Origin of the sequence: Micromonospora antibiotica, assembly GCF_017599305.1 — a bacterium.
GTDB classification, from domain to species: Bacteria; Actinomycetota; Actinomycetes; order Mycobacteriales; family Micromonosporaceae; genus Micromonospora; species Micromonospora antibiotica.
In genome coordinates, this window is sequence record NZ_JAGFWR010000045.1 from 1 (window position 1) to 18,723 (window position 18,723).

Sequence of the window (18,723 nt, forward strand, 5' to 3'; positions counted from 1 at the left end):
GGCCGGCGTCCCCGCCGCCGGCCCGCCCGGCGCTGCCACCTGCGCCGCCGCCCGCGCCACCCCGGCCGCCGAAGCAGCGGCGGGTCCGCCCGGAACCGGCCGCCCCACCGCCGAACCCGGGCCGACCTCCCAAGGGGTACGTCCGTCGCAAGCGTCGGCGCTGGCCCTGGGTGCTGCTGCTCAGCCTGGCCTGCTGCTGTGGCTGCCCCGCCTGGTTCGGTAGACCGGCCTGGCAGCAGTACCCGGCCGACGCCGCCCTGCCGACCCAGGTGGCCGACCTGACCCTGCGTGAGGATTCGGGCCGCGAGGTCGAGAAGCTCAAGACCGAGGTACGCAAGGCGAACCTGCTGGCCGAGGACGTCTACGCCGGGGTGTACAGCACCTCCGACGGCAAGCGGGTGACCGTCTTCGGCGACACCGGTTTCCGGTTCCGGCCGGAGTCCGAGGCGGACGACACGATGGTGCGGCTGACCGACACGTTCACGCTGGGTACGCCCCAACCGGTGGACAGCGGCGTCCGGGGCCGGTACGAGCGCTGCGCGACCGGTTCCTCCAGCGGCACCGCCGTGGTGGTCTGCACGTCGGTGGACTACGGCAGCAGCGCCACCGGGGTCTTCACCCGGCTCTCGGTGGACGACAGCGCCCGGCTGCTCGCCACCATGCGCGCCCAGATCGTCACCCCCAAGCAGGGCTGAGCACGCGCCGGCCCGGCGAGGTCAGCTCGGGTCGGGTGCGCAGAACCCTTGCAGACCGGGGCGGTCAGGCCGGGGTCTCGCCCGGGGTGGGCTCGGCCCGGCGGGGGGCGTAGCGGGGGACGTACTCCTGACCGGTGAGTTTCTGGATCTCGGCCATCAGCTCGTCGGTCATCTCCCGCAACGAGGTGCGGTCGTCGGCGCGGCCGGTGAAGTCCAGCGGCTTGCCGAACCGGATGACGATCTTCGCCTTGCCGGGGCGGGGGATGCGGGTGCCGATCGGCTGGACCTTGTCGGTGCCGGTCACCCCGACCGGGATCACCGGCACCCCGGCCGCCACGGCCAGCCGGGCGGTGCCGGTCCGTCCCCGGTAGAGCCGGCCGTCGGGCGACCGGGTCCCCTCGGGATAGACGGCGACCAGGTCACCGCCGCGCAGCGCGGGGATGGCCGCGTCGAACGCGGACAGCGCGGCCCGGCCACCGGCCCGCTCGACCGGGATGGCCCCCAGGCCGGTGAGCACGAACTTGGACAGCGCGCCCTTCGGGCCGGTGCCGGTGAAGTACTCCGACTTGGCCCAGAAGGCGAGGTGCCGGGGGACTACGGTGCCGAGCAGCAGCTCGTCGGCGACGGAGAGGTGGTTGCCCGCGAAGATCGCGCCACCGCTCGCCGGAATGTGCTCCAGTCCCTCGACGGCCGGGCGGAAGGCCAGCCGCATCGCGGGTCCCACGGTGAGCTTGCCGATGGTGTAGAGCAGCGGCACGGGTCCTCCGGCGGTCGTACGGTGAACAGGCGGTGTCACGGTAGCGGACGGACGCCCCCGCGACCCAACGGGTGCACGCGCGTCCGCCTGCTGGATGGCGCGGGTGGTCGGTGGGGTCCCGGCCCGTCGGGCCGGGACCCACCGACGACCTCACACCGGGCGGACGGTCACCGTCACCCGCTCGCCGTCGCCGACCTCACCGGTGAAACCGGCCAGGCCGTCGGCGAAGTCCACCGTGTCGGCGAGCACCTCCCGGGCCACGAACCCGGTGTACGCCGACACCGCCGCCCGCACCTGCTCGGAGGCCGACACCGACACCACGATCCGGTCGGAGATGTCCAGGTCGGCGTCCCGGCGGGCCTGCTGCACCACCCGGACCACGTCCCGGGCCAGCCCCTCGGCGGCCAACTCCGGAGTGACCTCGGTGTCGAGCACCACCACGCCCTCACCACCGGGCAGCGGCGCGGAGTGCTCGGCGTCGGCGGCGACCAGGCGCAGCTCGTACTCACCCTCGGCGAGGGTGACCCCGGCGGCGACGGGGGCGCCGTCGTGCAGCTCCCACTCCCCCGCCTTGACCGCCCTGATCACCTGCTGCACCTGCTTGCCGACGCGGGGGCCGAGCGCCCGGGGCACCACCGTCAGCACCTGCTGGCAGTAGCTGGCGACCTCCGCCGAGAACGCCACCTCCTTGACGTTGACCTCGTCGGCGACCAGGTCGGCGAACGGCCGGAGCTGGTCGGCGACCGGGGAGGCCACGGTCAGCTTCGGCAGCGGCAGCCGGACCCGCAGCCCCTTGGCCTTGCGCAGCGACAGCGCCGCCGAGCAGACGTCCCGGGTGGCGTCCATCGCCGCGACCAGGTCGTGGTCGGCGGGCAGGTCCTGCGCCGACGGCCAGTCGGTCAGGTGCACCGACCGCTCGCCGGTCAGCCCGCGCCAGATCTCCTCGGCGGTCAGCGGGGCCAGCGGCGCCACCACCCGGCAGAGCGTCTCCAGCACGGTCCACAGGGTGTCGAACGCGTCGGCGTCACCCGACCAGAACCGGTCCCGGGATCGCCGCACATACCAGTTGGTCAGCGCGTCGAGGTAGGACCGGACGGTGCCGCACGCCCCGGAGATGTCGTACGCGTCCATCTGCGCGCCGGTCGTCTCGACCAGTTCCCGGGTCTTGGCCAGCACGTACCGGTCGAGCAGGTGCGTCGAGTCGGTCCGGCGCCGGGCGGTGTGCCCGGCGGCGTTGGCGTAGAGCGAGAAGAAGTACCAGACGTTCCACAGCGGCAGCAGCACCTGCCGGACGGCGTCGCGGATCGCCGGTTCGGTGACCGCCATGTCCCCGCCGCGCAGCACCGGCGAGGACATCAGCATCCAGCGCATCGCGTCCGAGCCGTACGCGTCGAAGACGTGGTAGACGTCCGGGTAGTTGCGCAGGCTCTTGGACATCTTGCGCCCGTCCGAGCCGAGCAGGATGCCGTGGCTGAGGCAGTTGCGGAACGCCGGCCTGTCGAACAGCGCGGTGGCCAGCACGTGCATGGTGTAGAACCAGCCCCGGGTCTGCCCGATGTACTCGACGATGAAGTCGCCCGGGTAGTGGTGCTCGAACCAGTCCGCGTTCTCGAACGGGTAGTGCACCTGGGCGAACGGCATCGAGCCGGACTCGAACCAGCAGTCCAGCACCTCCGGCACCCGGCGCATCGTCGAGCGCCCGGTCGGGTCGTCCGGGTTGGGTCGGGTCAGGTCGTCGACGGCCGGCCGGTGCAGGTCGGTCAGGCGTACCCCGAAGTCCCGTTCGATGTCGGCCAGCGAACCGTAGACGTCGACCCGGGGGTAGGTCGGGTCGTCGGACTTCCACACCGGGATCGGCGAGCCCCAGAACCGGTTGCGGCTGATCGACCAGTCCCGGGCGTTGGCCAGCCACTTGCCGAACGAGCCGTCCTTGATGTGGCCGGGCGTCCAGTTGATCTGCTGGTTCAGCTCCACCATCCGGTCCCGGAACTGCGTCACCGCGACGAACCACGACGACACCGCCTTGTAGACCAGCGGGGTGTCGCAGCGCCAGCAGTGCGGGTACGAGTGGGTGTAGGTGTCCTGCCGCAGCACCACCCCCCGCTCCTTCAGCTCCCGGATCACCGGCTTGTTGACGTCGAAGACCTGCTCGCCCTGGTAGGGCGGGACCAGCGCGGTGAACCGGGTGTGGTCGTCGACGGTGACGACGGTGGGGATGCCGGCGGCGTTGCAGACGTTCTGGTCGTCCTCGCCGAACGCCGGGGCGAGGTGCACGATCCCGGTGCCGTCCTCGGTGGTGACGAACTCCGCCCCGAGCACCTGGTAGGCGTGCTCCCCCGCCTGCTCGACGAGGAAGTCGTAGAGCGGGGTGTATCGCCGTCCGACCAGAGCCTTGCCGGTCACCCAGCCGACCTGCTCGTACCCCTCCAGCTCCTTGGCGTACGCCCCGAGCCGGGACTCCCCGACCACGAACCGTTCCCCGTCGCGGTCGAGCACCGCGTACCGGATGTCGGGGCCGACGGCCAGCGCGAGGTTCGACGGCAGGGTCCACGGGGTGGTGGTCCAGACGCCCAGCTTCACCGGCCCGCGCACCAGCTCCGGGGCCCGCTCGTCAGGGGTCAGCCCGAACCACACGGTCAGCGTCGGGTCGTGCCGGTCGCGGTAGACGTCGTCCATCCGGGTCTCGGTGTTCGACAGCGGCGTCTCGCACCGCCAGCAGTACGCCAGCACCCGGAAGCCCTCGTAGATCAGGCCCTTGTCGTGCAGGGTCCGGAAGGCCCACATGACGCTTTCCATGTAGTCCAGGTCGAGGGTCTTGTAGTCGTTGGTGAAGTCGACCCAGCGGGCCTGCCGGTTGATGTACCGCTCCCAGTCCTGGGTGAACTCCAGCACCGAGGAGCGGCACGCGTCGTTGAACCGGGCCACCCCGAGGTCGAGGATCTCCGCCTTGCTGGTGATGCCGAGCTGCTTCTCGGCCACCACCTCGGCGGGCAGGCCGTGGCAGTCCCAGCCGAAGCGCCGCTCGACGTGCCGGCCGCGCATCGTCTGGTAGCGCGGCACCACGTCCTTGACGTACCCGGTGAACAGGTGGCCGTAGTGCGGCAGGCCGTTGGCGAACGGTGGGCCGTCGTAGAAGACGTACTCGTTCTTGCCGTCGTCGCCGGCCGGCCGGGCCGTCACCGACGCCTCGAAGGTGTGGTCGGCGGTCCAGTGCTCCAGGACGCGGCGTTCGACCGCGGGCAGGTCCGGGCTCGCCGGGACGCCGGCGGCGGTCGGGTCGTGCAGCGGATAGCCCATCGGGGGTCGCTCTCCTCTGGCAGCTCACTCAGTCGTGGTCTGCGAGGACGAGCCTGGTCAGGTACGCCGTGGTCGACGCCCCGGGCCGGGCCCGCGGTACCACCCCGCTTGACGGTCAGGATCGACCGCCCGCTCGTTGGCCGGCTGTGACGGGCCGCCCCGTCCGGTTCTAGTCGGGCCCGTCGGGCCCTTTCTTCCGGAGGCTCACCGGTGATGGCCGGGTCGTCGCCTGTGCCGGTAAGGATACTCGACCTGTCCGGGTCGCCGCCGCCGAGTAATGGGTGTGCGGGTCGCCGGCCCGACCCATAGATTCGCGGCCATGGGTGAGCACGCGATCGAGGCGGTGGGGCTGCACCGCAGCTACCGCAGCCGGACCGGATGGCTTCGACCGCAGCGTCGGGAGGTGCACGCCGTCGCCGGGGTCGACCTCACGGTGGGCCACGGTGAACTGTTCGGCCTGCTCGGCCCGAACGGCGCCGGCAAGACCACCACCATCAAGCTGCTCAACACCCTGCTCATCCCGACCGGCGGCGAGGCCCGGATCTGTGGCTTCGACGTGGTCCGGCAGACCCGGGAGGTGCGCCGCCGCATCGGGTACGTCTTCGGTGGCGACCGGGGGCTCTACGACCGGCTCTCCGCCCGGGACAACCTGCGCTACTTCGCCGAGCTGTACGGCGTACCGGGCCGGGAGCAGAAGCGTCGGATCGCCGAACTGTTCGAGCTGGTCCGGTTGACCGGCCGGGAGGACGACCGGGTCGAGGGCTACTCCCGGGGGATGCGCCAGCGGCTGCACATCGCCCGGGGGCTGCTGCACCGGCCCCGGGTGCTGTTCCTCGACGAGCCGTCGATCGGGGTCGACCCGGTGGCCGCCCGGGAGCTGCGGCAGACCGTCGCCGACCTGGCCGCCACCGGCACCACCGTGCTGCTGACCACGCACTACATGGCCGAGGCCGACGAGTTGTGCGGTCGGATCGCGGTGATCGCGGGCGGCCGGATCCAGGCCCTGGGCACCCCCGCCGAGCTGCGCCACCACGCCGACGGCCGGCGGGTGCTGGAGGTGCAGGCGTACGGGGTGACCGACGGGCAGCTGGCCGCCATCCGGGCCCGGCCGGGCGTACGCGAGGTGAGCCTGGCGGTGCACGGGGCGGCGCAGGTCCTCGGGGTGCAGTCCGACGCGGGGGTGGACGTGCAGGCCGACGTGCTGCGGGAGCTGGACGGGGTACGGCTGGGCCGGGTGACCGCCCGGCAGCCCACCCTGGAGGACGCGTACGTGGCGATCGTCAACCGGGCGGCGGAGCCGACGCCGGTGGCCGGGCCGGTGCCGGCGTGAGCACCCTGCGGATGATCGCGGTCGGTGCGCTGCTGCACGTCAAGCAGCTCAGCCGCTCCCCGTTCGAGATCGCCATCGCGTTGTTCGTCCCGGTGGTGCAGGCGACCCTGGCGGTCTACCTGTTCAGGGCCGGCGGTGAGCCGGACCGGCTGCTGGAGGCGGCGGTCGGCGCGGGGCTGATGGGGGTCTGGTCGACGGTGCTGTTCGGCTCCGGCGGGGCGATCCAGAACCAGCGCTGGCAGGGCACCCTGGAAATGATCATGCTGGCGCCCCGGTCGCCCGCGCTGGTGCTGCTGCCGGTCACCCTGGCCACCGGCATCACCGGCACGTACGCGATGCTCGCCACGCTGGCCTGGGGCCGGTTGCTTTACGGCATCCCGCTCGACTTCGCCCACCCGGTGGCCTTCCCGGTGGCGGTGGCCGGTTGCATCGCCGGGCTGGGCATGTTCGGGCTGCTGCTGGCGTCCAGCTTCGTGCTGCTGCGGCACGCCAACGCGCTGGCCAACATGCTGGAGTACCCGATCTGGCTGGTCTCCGGAATGCTCGTGCCGGTCACCGCGCTGCCCGGCTGGACCGGGCCGGTCGCCGCGGTGCTCCCGACCACCTGGGGCGCCCGCGCCGTGCACGAGGCCGCGTCCGGCGGGCCGGTCTGGCCGGCGCTGGCCGTCTGCCTGGCGATCAGCCTGGCCTGCCTGGCCGCCGGCTGGGTGTTGATGACGTACGTCGAGCGCCGGGCCCGGGTCACCGCGACCCTGGCCCTGGCCTGAGGAGGCACCGGTGCCAGTCCCGTCCCGACCGGCCGACGGAGGTCCCCGGTGAGCGCGCTGTTCCGGCTCGTCGGCGTCGGTGGGGTGATCGCCTACCGGGCCCTGTTCAACTGGACCACCCCGTCGATCTTCGTGGGCACCCTGCTGGTGGGCCCGCTGTTCCAGCTCTTCTTCTTCGCCTACCTGGGGCGCGAGTTCGGGGTCGCCGACGACCGGTTCTACATCGTCGGCAACGCGGTGCTCACCGCCGCACTGGCCTGTGTCTTCGGCGGCACCATGGCGGTGGCCAACGAGCGGCGCTTCGGCACCCTCGGGCACGTGCTGCTCTCCCCGCGCAGCCGCACCGCCATCTTCCTCGGCCGGGTGCTGCCGTACGCCGGCAACGGCCTGCTGATCGCGGCGAGCACGCTCACCGTGGCCGCGCTCCTGCTCGGCCTGCGGATCCCGCCCACCGCCCTGCCCGGTCTGCTGCTGGCCCTGGCGACGGCCTCGCTGGCCTGTGGTTTCTTCGGGCTGACCCTGGGGGCGTTGGGCTTGCGTTTCCGGGACGTCTTCCTGATCTCCAACGTGGCGGTGGCGTTGCTGCTGCTGTTCACCGGGGTGAACGTGCCGGCCGACGACCTGCCGGCGGGCATCCGCGCGGTCGGTGCGGTGCTGCCGATCACCCATGCCGCCGACGCGGCCCGACGGCTGGCCGGCGGCGTCCCGCTGGGTGACGTCCTGCCGGCGATCGGTGCGGAGCTGGCCGTCGGGGTCGGCTACGCCGTGCTGGCGGCCGGGCTGCTGCGGGTGTTCGAGGCGGAGTCCCGTCGTCGCGCCTCGCTCGACACCCTCTGAGCCCCGGGCCGGCCACCCGCCCGGGCCGGCCCCACCGCGCGGGCGGTCGGCAGGGCGGGCGCGACCGCCACCCCCGCCGGCCCGGGCCGTGCTCAGCCGGTGACCTCCAGGTAGCGGTCGAGCATCGCGTCGACCTGGGCCGGCACCTGGAGCTGGACGAAGTGTCCGGAGCCCACCGTCTGCCCGATGAACGCCTGCGGCGCGAGCTGGGCCAGCCGGGCGTAGTCGGTGAACGGGGCGTTGCTGCCCACGAAGAGCAGCGGGCGGTCCCACCGGTGCAGGGCTGCCACGTCCCCGTCGGTGGCGATCCAGTCGGCCAGTCCGGCGATCGGCGCGTACGCGACCTCGGTCGAGGGTCGGGCCGTGGCCGCCACCACCCGCTCCACCAGACGCGGGTCGGAGTACGGCGGGAAGTACGACCTGACGATCGACTCCCGGACCGCGCCGGAGGTGTCGTCCCGCAGCGAGGCCGCCACCTGGGCGATCGCGGCGGCGGCCCCGGGTGGCCCGGCCACCGCCGAGTCGAGCAGCCCCAGCCCGGTGAACCGGTCCCGGTCACCGGCGGCGGCCACCAGCGACCAGACGCCGCCCAGGCTGTGCCCGATCACGAAGACCCGGCGCAGGTCGAGGGCGTGGGCGAAGGCCCGCAGGTGGCCGGCCAGCTCGGGGACACCGTAACCGTCGGTCGGGGGTGGACTGGCCCCGTGGCCGGGCATGTCGACGGCGATCACCCGGGCCTGCCGGTCGGCCAGGTGCCGGGCCAGGGGCGTCATGAAGTCGTGGTCGCAGCACCAGCCGTGCACCAGCAGGAAGGTGCCGCGCCCGCCGTGCCCGTACGTCCGGTACCGCATCCCGGCGGCCGTATGCCTGTCCGTCATCGAGTCCTCCCCGGAGTTTGCGCAGCGTAGTGGCGTTCTTCCACTTAAGCGCGCCCGGCCGCATCCGACGCGGCGTATTGTTCCTTTTGGCACACCTGGACCTTTTCGCCGGTGTGCCGGCGTGGGACGGGAGCGGGCGGTGGACGGGCGGATCGAGGAGTTCTTCGCCGACCTGGCCGCGAACGGCCGGGGACGGTTGCCCGCCGCCCCCACCGGGCTGCTCCGCTTCGAGATCGTCGCCGAGGACGGCGGGACCGCCGCCTGGTTCGTCCGGCTCGACGACGGGCACACCCGGGTGACCCGGCACGGGGACGACCCCGACTGCACGGTGGAGGTCCGGCCGGAGGCGTTCACCCGGTTGCTGGCCGGCCGGGACAACCTGGTGGCGATGCTGCTGCGCGGTGACGTCTCGGTCGCCGGCGACCTGGCGCTGCTGTTCACCTTCCGGCGGCTGCTGCCGGTCGACGCCGACAGCACCGGCACGGGGCCGGCCGCCGAACTGGTCCGGCACACCACCCCGAGCCTCATCGGGCTGCACGAGGTCAGCAGCGTCTTCGCCGGCAACATCTTCATGATCAGCGCCCGCAACGGTGACGTGCTCAGCGCCCCGAACACCCCGCTCGGGTTGTTCTCCTTCGACACCCGGTTCCTGTCGACCTGGCGGCTGACGGTCAACGCGGAGACCCTCTCGGTGCTCTCCGTCGACGACGTCGCCACCTACGAGGCCAAGTTCGGGCTGGTCCCCGGGGAACCCACCCACTACGTCAACGCCACCACTTCCGTGCTGCGCCACCGCTGGGTGGGCCCGGAGTTCGAAGAGGAGATCGTGCTGTTCAACTACGCACCGGAACCGGTGCGGTACGTCGTCCGGCTCGACGCGGGCGCGGACTTCACCGAGGTGCTGGAGGTCCGCGACGGCTTCCGCCGGGCCCGGCCGGTGACGGCGACCATCGCCGACGACGCGCTGCGGCTGCACTACCGGCGGGGCAGCCTGCACCGGGAGACCGTGATCACCTCCAGCACGCCGGCCGAGCTCGACGACCACGGCCTGACCTGGACGATCACCGTCGCGCCGCACGGCACCTGGTCCACCCGGCTACGGGTGCTGGCCCTCCTGCGCGACCTGCACCGCCGCGACCTGCGGGAACGACTGACCAGCTCGGTCGGCCGCAGCGAACACCAGCGGGGCCGGGACATCGCCGCCCGCACCGCCGGGGTGCCCCGGCTGCGCGCCGACCACAAACCGTTGCAGCAGGCGTACGAGTACGGCATCCGGGACCTCGCCGCGCTGCACTACCCGGGGCTGAACTTCCAGACCGCGCTGCCCGCCACCGGGCTGCCCTGGTCGATGGCGCTACTCGGCCGGGAGAGCCTGATCAGCAGCTTCCAGGCGCTGCCCTTCATGCCCGAACGGGCCGTCAACACGCTGCGCATCCTGGCGCTGAGCCAGGGTGTGCGGCAGGACCCGTTCCGGGGCGAACAACCCGGCAAGATCGTCCAGGAGAGCCGGTACGGCGACTCCGGCGCGTTCAACGACACCCCGGAGGCCGCCAGCTTCAGCGCGGTCGACACCACCGCCGCCTTCGTCATCCTGCTCGACGAGTACGAACGCTGGACCGGCGACGCGGAACTGGTCCGCCGGTTCGAGTTCGAGGTCCGGGCCGCCATCGGGTGGCTCGACTCCGACGCGGACCCGACCGGCAGCGGCTACGTCTGGTCCACCCGCCGCCCGACCCGTACCGGTCCGCAGAACGAGAGCTGGCGCAACTCCGCCGACGCGATCTGCTTCCACGACGGCCGCCCACCCACCTACCCCCTGGCGATCTGCGAGATCCAGGGGTACGCCTACGAGGCCCGCCGCCGGGCCGCCCGGATGGCCCGCCGCTTCTGGGGCGACCCGGGCTGGGCCGACCAGCGGGAACGCGACGCCGCCCGGCTGCGGGAGCGGTTCGACCGGGACTTCTGGCTACCCGAGCGTGGCCACTACGCGGTGGCGGTGCAACTCGACGGCACCCCGCTGGACTCGCTCACCTCCAACATGGGGCAGCTGCTCTGCACCGGCATCGTCGCGGCCCACCGAGCCGAGCAGATGGTGGCGCACCTGTTCTCCCCGGCGCTCTACTCCGGTTGGGGCATCCGCACCCTGGCCAGCACGGCAGCCGACTACAACCCGCTCGGCCACCACACCGGCGCGGTCTGGCCCTGGGAGAACTCGCTGATCGCCTGGGGGCTGCGCCGGGCCGGGTTCCGGGCCGAGGCCGCCCGGATCGCCACCGGGCTGCTCGACGCCGCCCGGCACTTCCAGGGTCGACTGCCGGCCTACCTCACCGGCTACGACCGGGCCACCACCCACGTTCCCGTCCCGCACGGCTTCACCGACAGCCCGTACGCCCCCTCGGCCGGGGCGCCCCTGTTGCTGCTGCGCACGCTGCTCGGGCTCGAACCGTACGAGGACCATCTCGCCGTCGACGCCGCGATGCCGGAGGAGCTGGGCCAGATCGAACTGCTCGACATCAGGGGCCGCTGGGGCTACGCCGACGCCCTCGGCCGGGGCCGCCCGTTCCGCGACCGCCCCACGCCCTAGCGCGGGGTGGGGCGGTGGGCCCACCCGGAGCTGCCGTCCCCGGCCCACGGCCCGTTCTGCCCGCCGGGGGTGGCCGGGCAACCCTACGGGTGACCCACCGTCAGCGCAGGATCAGCCGAGGGTGGGGAACCACAGGGCGATCTCGCGCTTGGCGCTGTCGGTGGAGTCCGAGGCGTGCACGAGGTTCTCCCGGTTGGACAGCGACAGGTCACCCCGGATCGTGCCGGCGGCGGCCTTGCGACCGTCGGTGCTGCCGATCATCGCGCGGACCACCTCGATCACCTGGTCACCGGAGAGCACCAGCGACACCAGCGGACCGCTGGTCATGAACGTCTTCAGCGGCGGGTAGAACGGCTTGTCCACGTGCTCGGCGTAGTGCTGGTCGGCGAATCCGCCGTCCAGGGTCCGGGTCTCCAGCGCGTCGATCCGCAGGCCCTTGCGCTCGAAGCGGGAGATGATCTCGCCGACCAGGCCACGGCGCACCGCGTCGGGCTTGATCAGTACGAGGGTGCGCTCATCCGCGCTGCTGCTGGACACGCTGGGTTCCTCCTGTGCGCACAAGGCGGTTCGGCTGGGTACGGTCAGCCTAGCGACCCGGTTGCGGTACCGGCGCGGCGGCTGCTCTTTCCCTCGGTCGCCGTCGGGCCTAGCCTGGCTCTGACCCCTGGGAGGTCCACTGTGGCGAATGGCGGGAACCGCACCATCGCGCCGGTACGCAAGCTGATCGCCGCGGTGCTCGGCACCGTGGCCACCTTCGTCGTCCTGTTCGGGCTGGGCATGACCAGCTGGGCCATCGTCGCGCTGGGCGTGGCCCTGGTGGTGCTCGCCGTGGCCCTGGGCACCGTGCGCGGGGGCGGACGCACCTGGGTGGTCGGCGTCGGCCACGTGCACAGCGCCTCCGAACCACCGACCCAGTACGCCTTCGGCCGGTGCGAACTCCAGCTGGTGATCGACGCCCCGGGTATGCCGCCCCGGTCCAAGAAGATCATCGAGCCCCGGGTGCCGGTGGCGAAGTGGCCGTCGTTGGGGCAGACCCTGCCGATCCGGGTGGCCCTGGACGACCAGCGGCACGTCCGGGTCCTCTGGGACGAGGTGCCGACCCACACCGAGTCGACCATGACCATGGCCGACCTCCCCCCGGAGTACGCCGGGGCCGAGCCGCTCGACGACCTGCTGATCCAGCAGGAGGCCCCACCGTGGGCCGGCCGTACGGCCGACGACGACTTCCGCGACGAGTTCCGTGACGACCTGCGCGACCCCCCGTCCGTCGGCCCCCTGCCCGACGACGCGTCGCCGGACGACCCGCCGCGGTCGACGTCGCCCCACCAGGAGCCGGCCCGGACCGAGCCGCTGCGCGACGACGTCGAGGTGCTCACCGACGAGCGGGAGCCGGTGGTGGTGCACCAGCGGCCCGGCCGCCCGGTGGTGCTGGAGGGCACCGTGGTCGAACAGTCGACGACGGGCCCACTGCCCCGGCGGGCCACGGCGACGGCCGCCCCCGCCCCCCGCCCGCCCGCCGAGGAGCGGTTCGACGAGCCGATCCTCGACCCGGTCGACGTGCCGCTGGACGCCCCCGCCGCCACCGAGGGGCGGCTCGACCCGGAACTCGACGAGGCGATCTTCGGGTACGACCCGACGGCCGCACCCGCCGAGCCCGAGGAACTGGCCGCCCCGATCAGTGGCGTCGGGTTGACCCTGCTGGTCACCGACCTGTCCCGGTCGTTGGAGTTCTACCGCGACGTGCTCGGGTTCGAGGAGTTCGACCGGGGCTCCGGCAACGCCGTCCTCGCCTCCGGGGCGACCCGCCTGGTGTTGCGTGAGGTGACCGGGGCGGCCCCGATGAGCCGTCGGCTGGTCCACGTCAACCTGGAGGTCGACGACATCGAAGCGGCCTACCGGCGGCTCAAGGACTCCGGCCTGCGGTTCACCTACGCCCCCCGGGTGGTCAACCGTGGCTCCCGGGTGGAGGTGTGGGCAGCGGCGTTCCGCGACCCCGACGGGCACGGCATCGCGCTGACCCAGTGGCGGGAACGCGCCGACGCCTGACCCCGGTCAGCCGAGGATGACCCGGCGCACGTGCAACGCGTACGCCCACACCAGGGCGAAGATGACCCCGAGCCCGAACAGCGACCAGTGCAGCAGGCCGGCGAGCAGCAGCAGCCCTTGGAGCACGGTGCCCGCCGACCAGGCCCACCGGCGGCGCATCAGGCCGGCCAGCAGCACCGCCGCGACGGCCAGCGCCACGGTGGCCGCGATCGCCGCCCCACCGAAGTGCCCGCCGACCACCCGGATCGGCTGGATCGCCAGCAGCAGGACCAACGCCTCCAGGCCGAGCGTCCCGGCCCCGAGGCCCCGTACCGCCGCCTCGGGGTTGCGCAGCCCGGAACGCCGCCCGGTCGCCCCCGCCGATCCGGCCTCCTGCGCTGGCCCGGCGCTCCCGGCCGGTCCGGCGTCCTTCGACGGTCCGGCGCTCCCGGACGGGGCGGCGTGGGTCGGGTCCGGGCGGTCGGCGGGGCTGACCGGACCCGGGCGGTCCGGGGTCGGCCCGGTCATCGCTTGAGCAGCCGTCGGGCGTCGGCCACCGTCACCACCGAACCGGTGACCAGCACCCCCACCCCGGACAACTCGCCGGGGACGTCGTACTCGGCCTCGGCGACGGCCGCCTCGATGGCGTCCGGCATCTCGTCGGCCACCTGCACCCGGTCCGGGCCGAAGACCTCCGTGGCCAGCTCGGCCAACTCCTCGGCGGGCATCGCCCGGGGCGAGCTGTTGCGGGTCACGACGAGCGAGTCGAGCACCGGTTCCAGCAGCTCCAGCAGCCCGGCGGCATCCTTGTCGCCGAGCACGGCGAGCACCCCGACCAGCTTGCTGAACGCGAACTCCTCCTGCAGCGCGGTGACCGTGGCGGCCATCCCGTGCGGGTTGTGCGCCCCGTCCAGCAGCACCGTCGGGGCGTTGCGCACCTTCTCCAGCCGGCCCGGGGAACTGGTCGCGGCGAAACCCTCCCGGACGGCCTCGATGTCCAGCTGCCGCTTCGCCCCGGCCCCGAGGAACGCCTCGACGGCGGCCAGCGCCACCGCCGCGTTCTGCGCCTGGTGCGCCCCGTGCAGCGGGAGGAACACCTCGTCGTACACCCCGCCGAGGCCCTGGATGGTCAGCACCTGGCCGCCGACGGCGACCGCCCGGCGCAGCACCCCGAACTCCGCGCCCTCCCGGGCGACCGTGGCACCGACCTCGGCGCACCGTTCCAGGATGGGCCGGGCCGCCTCCTCCTCCTGCGCGGCGGCGATGACCGTCGCGCCGGAGTGGATGATGCCGGCCTTGTGCAGGGCGATGTCCTCCAGCGTGTCGCCCAGCCACTCGGTGTGGTCGAGCCCGATCGGGGTGAGCACCGCCACCCCGGCCTGGAGCACGTTGGTGGCGTCCTCGGCGCCGCCCAGCCCCACCTCCACCACCGCCACGTCGACCGGCGCGTCGGCGAACGTGGCGAAGGCCAACGCGGTGGTCAGGTCGAAGTAGGTGAGCGGCTCGGCCGACCGCTGGTCGACCAGGTCGGCCAGCGGCTTCACCTCGCGGTACGTGGCGACGAAGCGCTCCTCGTCGACCGGTTCCCCGTCCAGGCTGATCCGTTCCCGGACCGTCTCCAGGTGTGGGCTGGTGTAGCGGCCGGTGTGCAGGCCGAAGGCCCGCAGCAACGAGTCGATCATCCGGGCCGTGGACGTCTTGCCGTTGGTCCCGGTGAGGTGGATCGACGGGTACGCCCGCTGCGGGCTGCCCAGCAGGTCGAGCAGCATCTCGATGCGGTCCAGCTCGAAATGCATCCGGGTGAACCCGCGCGCGGCCAGCTCGGCGTCGACGGCGGCGAACTCGCCGCGCCCGGCCCCGGGCCGGCTGGTCTGATCGGTGCGGTCGGTCACGAGGAAAGCGCCTCCAGAGCGGCGTCGATGCGGATCAGGTCGGCCTCGGCCACCGCCAGCCGGTCGCGGATCTTCGCGACCACCGGCTCGGGGGCCTTCCCGACGAACGCCGGGTTGTCGAGCTTCGCGCGGGCCTGCGCGACCTCCTTCTCGGCCGCCGCACGGTCCTTGGTGAGCCGGGCCCGCTCGGCGGCCACGTCGATCGACCCCCGGGTGTCCAGCGCCACGCTGACCTCACCGGGCATGGCGAGGGTGGCGCTGGCCTGGAAGTCGTCGGCCGGGGCGTCCAGCCGGGCCAGCGAACGGATCAGCGGCTCGTGCGCGGCGATCCCCGCCCCGCCGAGCCCGTCCAGCCGGGCGGCCACCCGCTGGGTCGGCCGCAGCCCCTGGTCGGACCGGAACCGCCGGATCTCGGTCACCACCCGCTGGACGGTGCCGACCTCGCGCTCCGCGGCGTCGTCCATCAGCGTACGGTCGGCGGTCGGCCAGGCCGCCGTCATGACCGTCTCGCCCCCGGTCAGCGCCGTCCACAACTCCTCGGTGACGAACGGGATCACCGGGTGCAGCAGCCGCAGCAGCTGGTCCAGCACGTGCCCGAGCACCCGGCGGGTGGTGTCGGCGGCCGGCCCACCCTCGGCGAGCACCGGCTTGCCCAGCTCCACGTACCAGTCGCAGACGTCGTCCCAGGCGAAGTGGTAGAGCAGGTCGCACACCTTCGCGAACTCGTACGCCTCGAACTGCTCGTCGACCTCGGCGGTGACGTGCGCCAGCCGGGACAGGATCCACCGGTCGACGGTGGAGAGCTGATCGACGGCCGGCAGCGGACCGCTGGTGTGCGCCCCGTTGAGCAGCGCGAACCGGGTGGCGTTCCACAGCTTGTTGCAGAAGTTGCGGGAGCCCTGGCACCACTCCTCGCTGACCGGCACGTCCCCGCCGGGGTTCGCCCCCCGGGCCAGGGTGAAGCGGGTCGCGTCCGCCCCGTACCGGTCGACCCAGTCCAGCGGGTCGACCACGTTGCCGAACGACTTCGACATCTTCTTGCCGTGCTGGTCGCGGACCATGCCGTGCAGGGCGACCGTGTCGAACGGCTGCCGGCCGTCCATCGCGTACAGGCCGAACATCATCATCCGGGCGACCCAGAAGAAGAGGATGTCGTAGCCGGTGACCAGCACGTTCGTCGGGTAGAACTTCGCCAGGTCCGGGGTGCGCTCCGGCCAGCCGAGGGTGGAGAACGGCCACAGGCCGCTGGAGAACCAGGTGTCCAGGACGTCCTCGTCCTGCCGCCAGCCCTCGCCGGTGGGGGGCGTGTCGTCGGGGCCGACGCAGACGATCTCGCCGGCCGGGCCGTACCAGACCGGGATGCGGTGGCCCCACCAGAGCTGCCGGGAGATGCACCAGTCGTGCATGTTGTCGACCCAGGCGAAGTAGCGCTTGGCCAGCTCGGCCGGCTCGATCTTCACCCGCCCGTCGCGTACCGCGTCGCCGGCCGCCTTGGCCAGCGGGGCGGTGTTGACGAACCACTGCAACGACAGCCGGGGCTCGACGGTGGTACGACACCGGGAGCAGTGCCCCACCGCGTGCACGTACGGCCGCTTCTCGGCCACGACCCGGCCCTGCTCGCGCAGCGCGGCGACGATCGCCGGGCGGGCCTCGTAGCGGTCCAGGCCCTGGAACGGGCCGGGGGCGGTGATGACGCCCCGCTCGTCCATGATCGTCAGGGCGGGCAGGTCGTGCCGCTGGCCGATCTCGAAGTCGTTGGGGTCGTGCGCCGGGGTCACCTTGACCATGCCGGTGCCGAACGCCGGGTCGACGTGCTCGTCGGCGACGATCGGGATGTGCCGGCCGGTCAACGGCACCTCCACCGTGGTGCCGATCAGGTGCCGGTAGCGCTCGTCGTCGGGGTGCACGGCCACGGCGGTGTCGCCGAGCATCGTCTCGGCCCGGGTGGTGGCGACCACCACCTCGTCGCTGTACCGGATCGAGACCAGCTCACCCTCGTCGTCGGTGTGCTCCACCTCGATGTCGGACAGCGCGGTCAGGCAGCGCGGGCACCAGTTGATGATCCGGTTGGCCCGGTAGATCAGCCCGTCGTCGTAGAGCTTCTTGAACATGGTCTGCACGGCCCGGGACAGGCCCTCGTCCATGGTGAAACGCTCACGGTCCCAGTCGACCGAGTCGCCGAGCCGGCGCATCTGGCCGAGGATCGCCCCCCCGGACTCGGCCTTCCACTGCCAGACCCGCTCGACGAACTGTTCCCGGCCCAGGTCGTGCCGGGACAGCCCCTGGCCGGCGAGTTGCCGCTCCACCACGTTCTGGGTGGCGATGCCGGCGTGGTCCATGCCGGGCAGCCAGAGCGCCTCGTACCCCTGCATCCGCTTGCGACGCACCAGGGAATCCTGGACGGTGTGGTCCAGGGCGTGGCCCATGTGCAGCACGCCGGTGACGTTCGGTGGCGGGATGACGATGGTGAAGGGGGGCTTGTCGCTCTGCGCCGACGCCCGGAAGTGGCCGGCGGCTACCCACTGCTCGTACCGTCGCTGCTCTACCTCGCCGGGCTGGTACTGGCCGGCAAGGGTCGGGGCGTCGGGGCGTCGGGCATCCAGTCTCTCGGTCACCTGCGAAAGTCTACGGAGCGCTTCGGCGGACCCGACGTGCGCCACCGGTCATTCGCGTACGGTGGCGAACATGTCCGACGCACATCTCACCGAGCGTCAGCTCATCGAGGGTCCCGAACCGGTCGAGCTGACCGACGAGCCGATCCGGTTGAGCAACCACGACCCGGAGCAGAGCCCCCGCGCGCTGGGCCGGGTGTCCCGCCGCCGGCGGATCGCGCTGACCGTCGCCCTGGTCGTCGGCCTGGCCGGTGCCGCCGCGTTGGGCACCGCCGGCTGGCGGATCGCCCGGGAGAAGGATGCCCGTCTCGGCACCCCCGACCAGGTGGCGGGTCTGACCCGCGACGACTCGGACCGGGCCCGCAGCACCGCCGACTACCTGCGCAGCGGATTCGCCGCCGACATCGACCTGGACCGCAGCATCGGTACGGTCTACCGCGACCCGGCCGACGAGAAGCGGGCGGTGCTGTTCTTCGGCGGCACCACCCTGCTCTGGCAGCCGGAACGTGACCTGGACAGCCTCTTCCGGCTGATGGCCGACGAGACCGGCCGGGTCACCGACGTCCGTGAGGTGCCCGCCGGAAAGTACGGCGGCGTGATGAAGTGCGGTCGTACCAGTGGCGACGGTGGGGACTTCGCGATCTGCGGGTGGGCGGACCACGGCAGTGTGGCGATGGGCATGTTCGCCAATCGCCCGGTCGACGAGTCGGCCGGCCTGTTCCGCCAACTCCGCGACGCCATCCAGACCCGAGGCTGACACAGGTAGCGGTATCCGACCGGTTGGGATACCGCAATGTGTCAGTCCCCGGGTAAACGGCGACACCCCACGCCCGGCACCTCATATCTGATGCCCGCTGTTTGATGGTGTGGCTTGGCGTGTTCGGGGCGTGAAAACAGTTGAGGCCGACCCCGAAGGGTCGGCCTCAACTGAAAGGTTGTCCGGCGGTGTCCTACTCTCCCACACCCTCCCGAGTGCAGTACCATCGGCGCTGGAGGGCTTAGCTTCCGGGTTCGGAATGTAACCGGGCGTTTCCCCTCCGCCATGACCG

The 18,723-nt window shown here is 72.6% G+C and carries 13 protein-coding genes, 1 rRNA gene and 1 pseudogene; 7 read left to right on the forward strand and 8 right to left on the reverse strand.

Features of this window, described 5'->3' with window-relative positions:
* Positions 1-695: pseudogene (locus JQN83_RS32275) on the forward strand (hypothetical protein); the annotation flags it as partial.
* 64 nt (positions 696-759) lie between these two features.
* Here the strand turns inward: JQN83_RS32275 and JQN83_RS32280 are convergent.
* The gene (locus JQN83_RS32280; protein ID WP_208570939.1) at positions 760-1,452 is read right to left on the reverse strand and encodes a lysophospholipid acyltransferase family protein; all 693 of its coding nucleotides are present in this window, start codon (positions 1,450-1,452) and stop codon (positions 760-762) included.
* A 150-nt stretch (positions 1,453-1,602) separates the two neighbouring features.
* The gene (gene ileS, locus JQN83_RS32285; RefSeq protein WP_208570940.1) at positions 1,603-4,749 is read right to left on the reverse strand and encodes an isoleucine--tRNA ligase; all 3,147 of its coding nucleotides are present in this window, start codon (positions 4,747-4,749) and stop codon (positions 1,603-1,605) included.
* Between the two features lie 319 nt (positions 4,750-5,068).
* On the opposite strand from ileS, the gene JQN83_RS32290 reads away from it, so the two are divergent.
* Genes JQN83_RS32290 through JQN83_RS32300 form a run of 3 tightly spaced genes read left to right on the forward strand, consistent with a single transcriptional unit; the run spans position 5,069 to position 7,683 of the window.
* On the forward strand, positions 5,069-6,079 hold the full coding sequence (locus tag JQN83_RS32290) for an ABC transporter ATP-binding protein (RefSeq protein ID WP_208570941.1): 1,011 nt from the start codon (positions 5,069-5,071) through the stop codon (positions 6,077-6,079).
* A complete protein-coding gene (locus JQN83_RS32295) occupies positions 6,076-6,846 on the forward strand; it encodes an ABC transporter permease (protein ID WP_307800015.1) in 771 nt (256 codons plus the stop codon). The genes JQN83_RS32290 and JQN83_RS32295 overlap by 4 nt, the downstream gene beginning before the upstream one ends.
* Positions 6,847-6,894: 48 nt before the next feature.
* Positions 6,895-7,683: an ABC transporter permease gene (locus tag JQN83_RS32300; RefSeq protein WP_208570942.1), complete on the forward strand. Its 789-nt coding sequence runs from the start codon at positions 6,895-6,897 to the stop codon at positions 7,681-7,683.
* A 92-nt stretch (positions 7,684-7,775) separates the two neighbouring features.
* Here JQN83_RS32300 and JQN83_RS32305 read toward each other — a convergent pair whose 3' ends face one another.
* Entirely contained in the window at positions 7,776-8,561 is a 786-nt protein-coding gene (locus JQN83_RS32305) for an alpha/beta fold hydrolase (protein WP_208570943.1), read from the reverse strand.
* 121 nt (positions 8,562-8,682) lie between these two features.
* Here JQN83_RS32305 and JQN83_RS32310 point away from each other — a divergent pair, with 121 nt between their 5' ends.
* The gene (locus JQN83_RS32310; protein ID WP_208570944.1) at positions 8,683-11,145 is read left to right on the forward strand and encodes a glycogen debranching N-terminal domain-containing protein; all 2,463 of its coding nucleotides are present in this window, start codon (positions 8,683-8,685) and stop codon (positions 11,143-11,145) included.
* Between the two features lie 111 nt (positions 11,146-11,256).
* Here the strand turns inward: JQN83_RS32310 and ndk are convergent, their stop codons facing one another.
* Positions 11,257-11,682, reverse strand: coding sequence for a nucleoside-diphosphate kinase (ndk, locus tag JQN83_RS32315; protein WP_208570945.1), 426 nt, complete (start codon positions 11,680-11,682; stop codon positions 11,257-11,259).
* A gap of 141 nt (positions 11,683-11,823) precedes the next feature.
* On the opposite strand from ndk, the gene JQN83_RS32320 reads away from it, so the two are divergent.
* A complete protein-coding gene (locus tag JQN83_RS32320; RefSeq protein ID WP_208570946.1) occupies positions 11,824-13,191 on the forward strand; it encodes a VOC family protein in 1,368 nt (455 codons plus the stop codon).
* A gap of 6 nt (positions 13,192-13,197) precedes the next feature.
* Here the strand turns inward: JQN83_RS32320 and JQN83_RS32325 are convergent, their stop codons facing one another.
* The 3 genes from JQN83_RS32325 to JQN83_RS32335 form a co-directional block, all read right to left on the reverse strand.
* Positions 13,198-13,698, reverse strand: coding sequence for a DUF4233 domain-containing protein (locus JQN83_RS32325; protein ID WP_208570947.1), 501 nt, complete (start codon positions 13,696-13,698; stop codon positions 13,198-13,200).
* Positions 13,695-14,966, reverse strand: a complete 1,272-nt coding sequence (locus JQN83_RS32330) for a bifunctional folylpolyglutamate synthase/dihydrofolate synthase (protein ID WP_244253659.1) — start codon at positions 14,964-14,966, stop codon at positions 13,695-13,697. Before JQN83_RS32330 ends, JQN83_RS32325 begins: the two co-directional genes overlap by 4 nt.
* 92 nt (positions 14,967-15,058) lie before the next feature.
* Positions 15,059-17,677, reverse strand: a complete 2,619-nt coding sequence (locus JQN83_RS32335) for a valine--tRNA ligase (protein ID WP_208570949.1) — start codon at positions 17,675-17,677, stop codon at positions 15,059-15,061.
* A 70-nt stretch (positions 17,678-17,747) separates the two neighbouring features.
* Between JQN83_RS32335 and JQN83_RS32340 the strand changes: the two genes are divergently transcribed.
* Positions 17,748-18,431: a hypothetical protein gene (locus tag JQN83_RS32340; protein WP_208570950.1), complete on the forward strand. Its 684-nt coding sequence runs from the start codon at positions 17,748-17,750 to the stop codon at positions 18,429-18,431.
* Positions 18,432-18,611: 180 nt separating this feature from the next.
* On the opposite strand, the gene rrf is transcribed toward JQN83_RS32340, so the two are convergent.
* Positions 18,612-18,723: ribosomal RNA gene (gene rrf, locus JQN83_RS32345) — 5S ribosomal RNA — on the reverse strand; the annotation flags it as partial.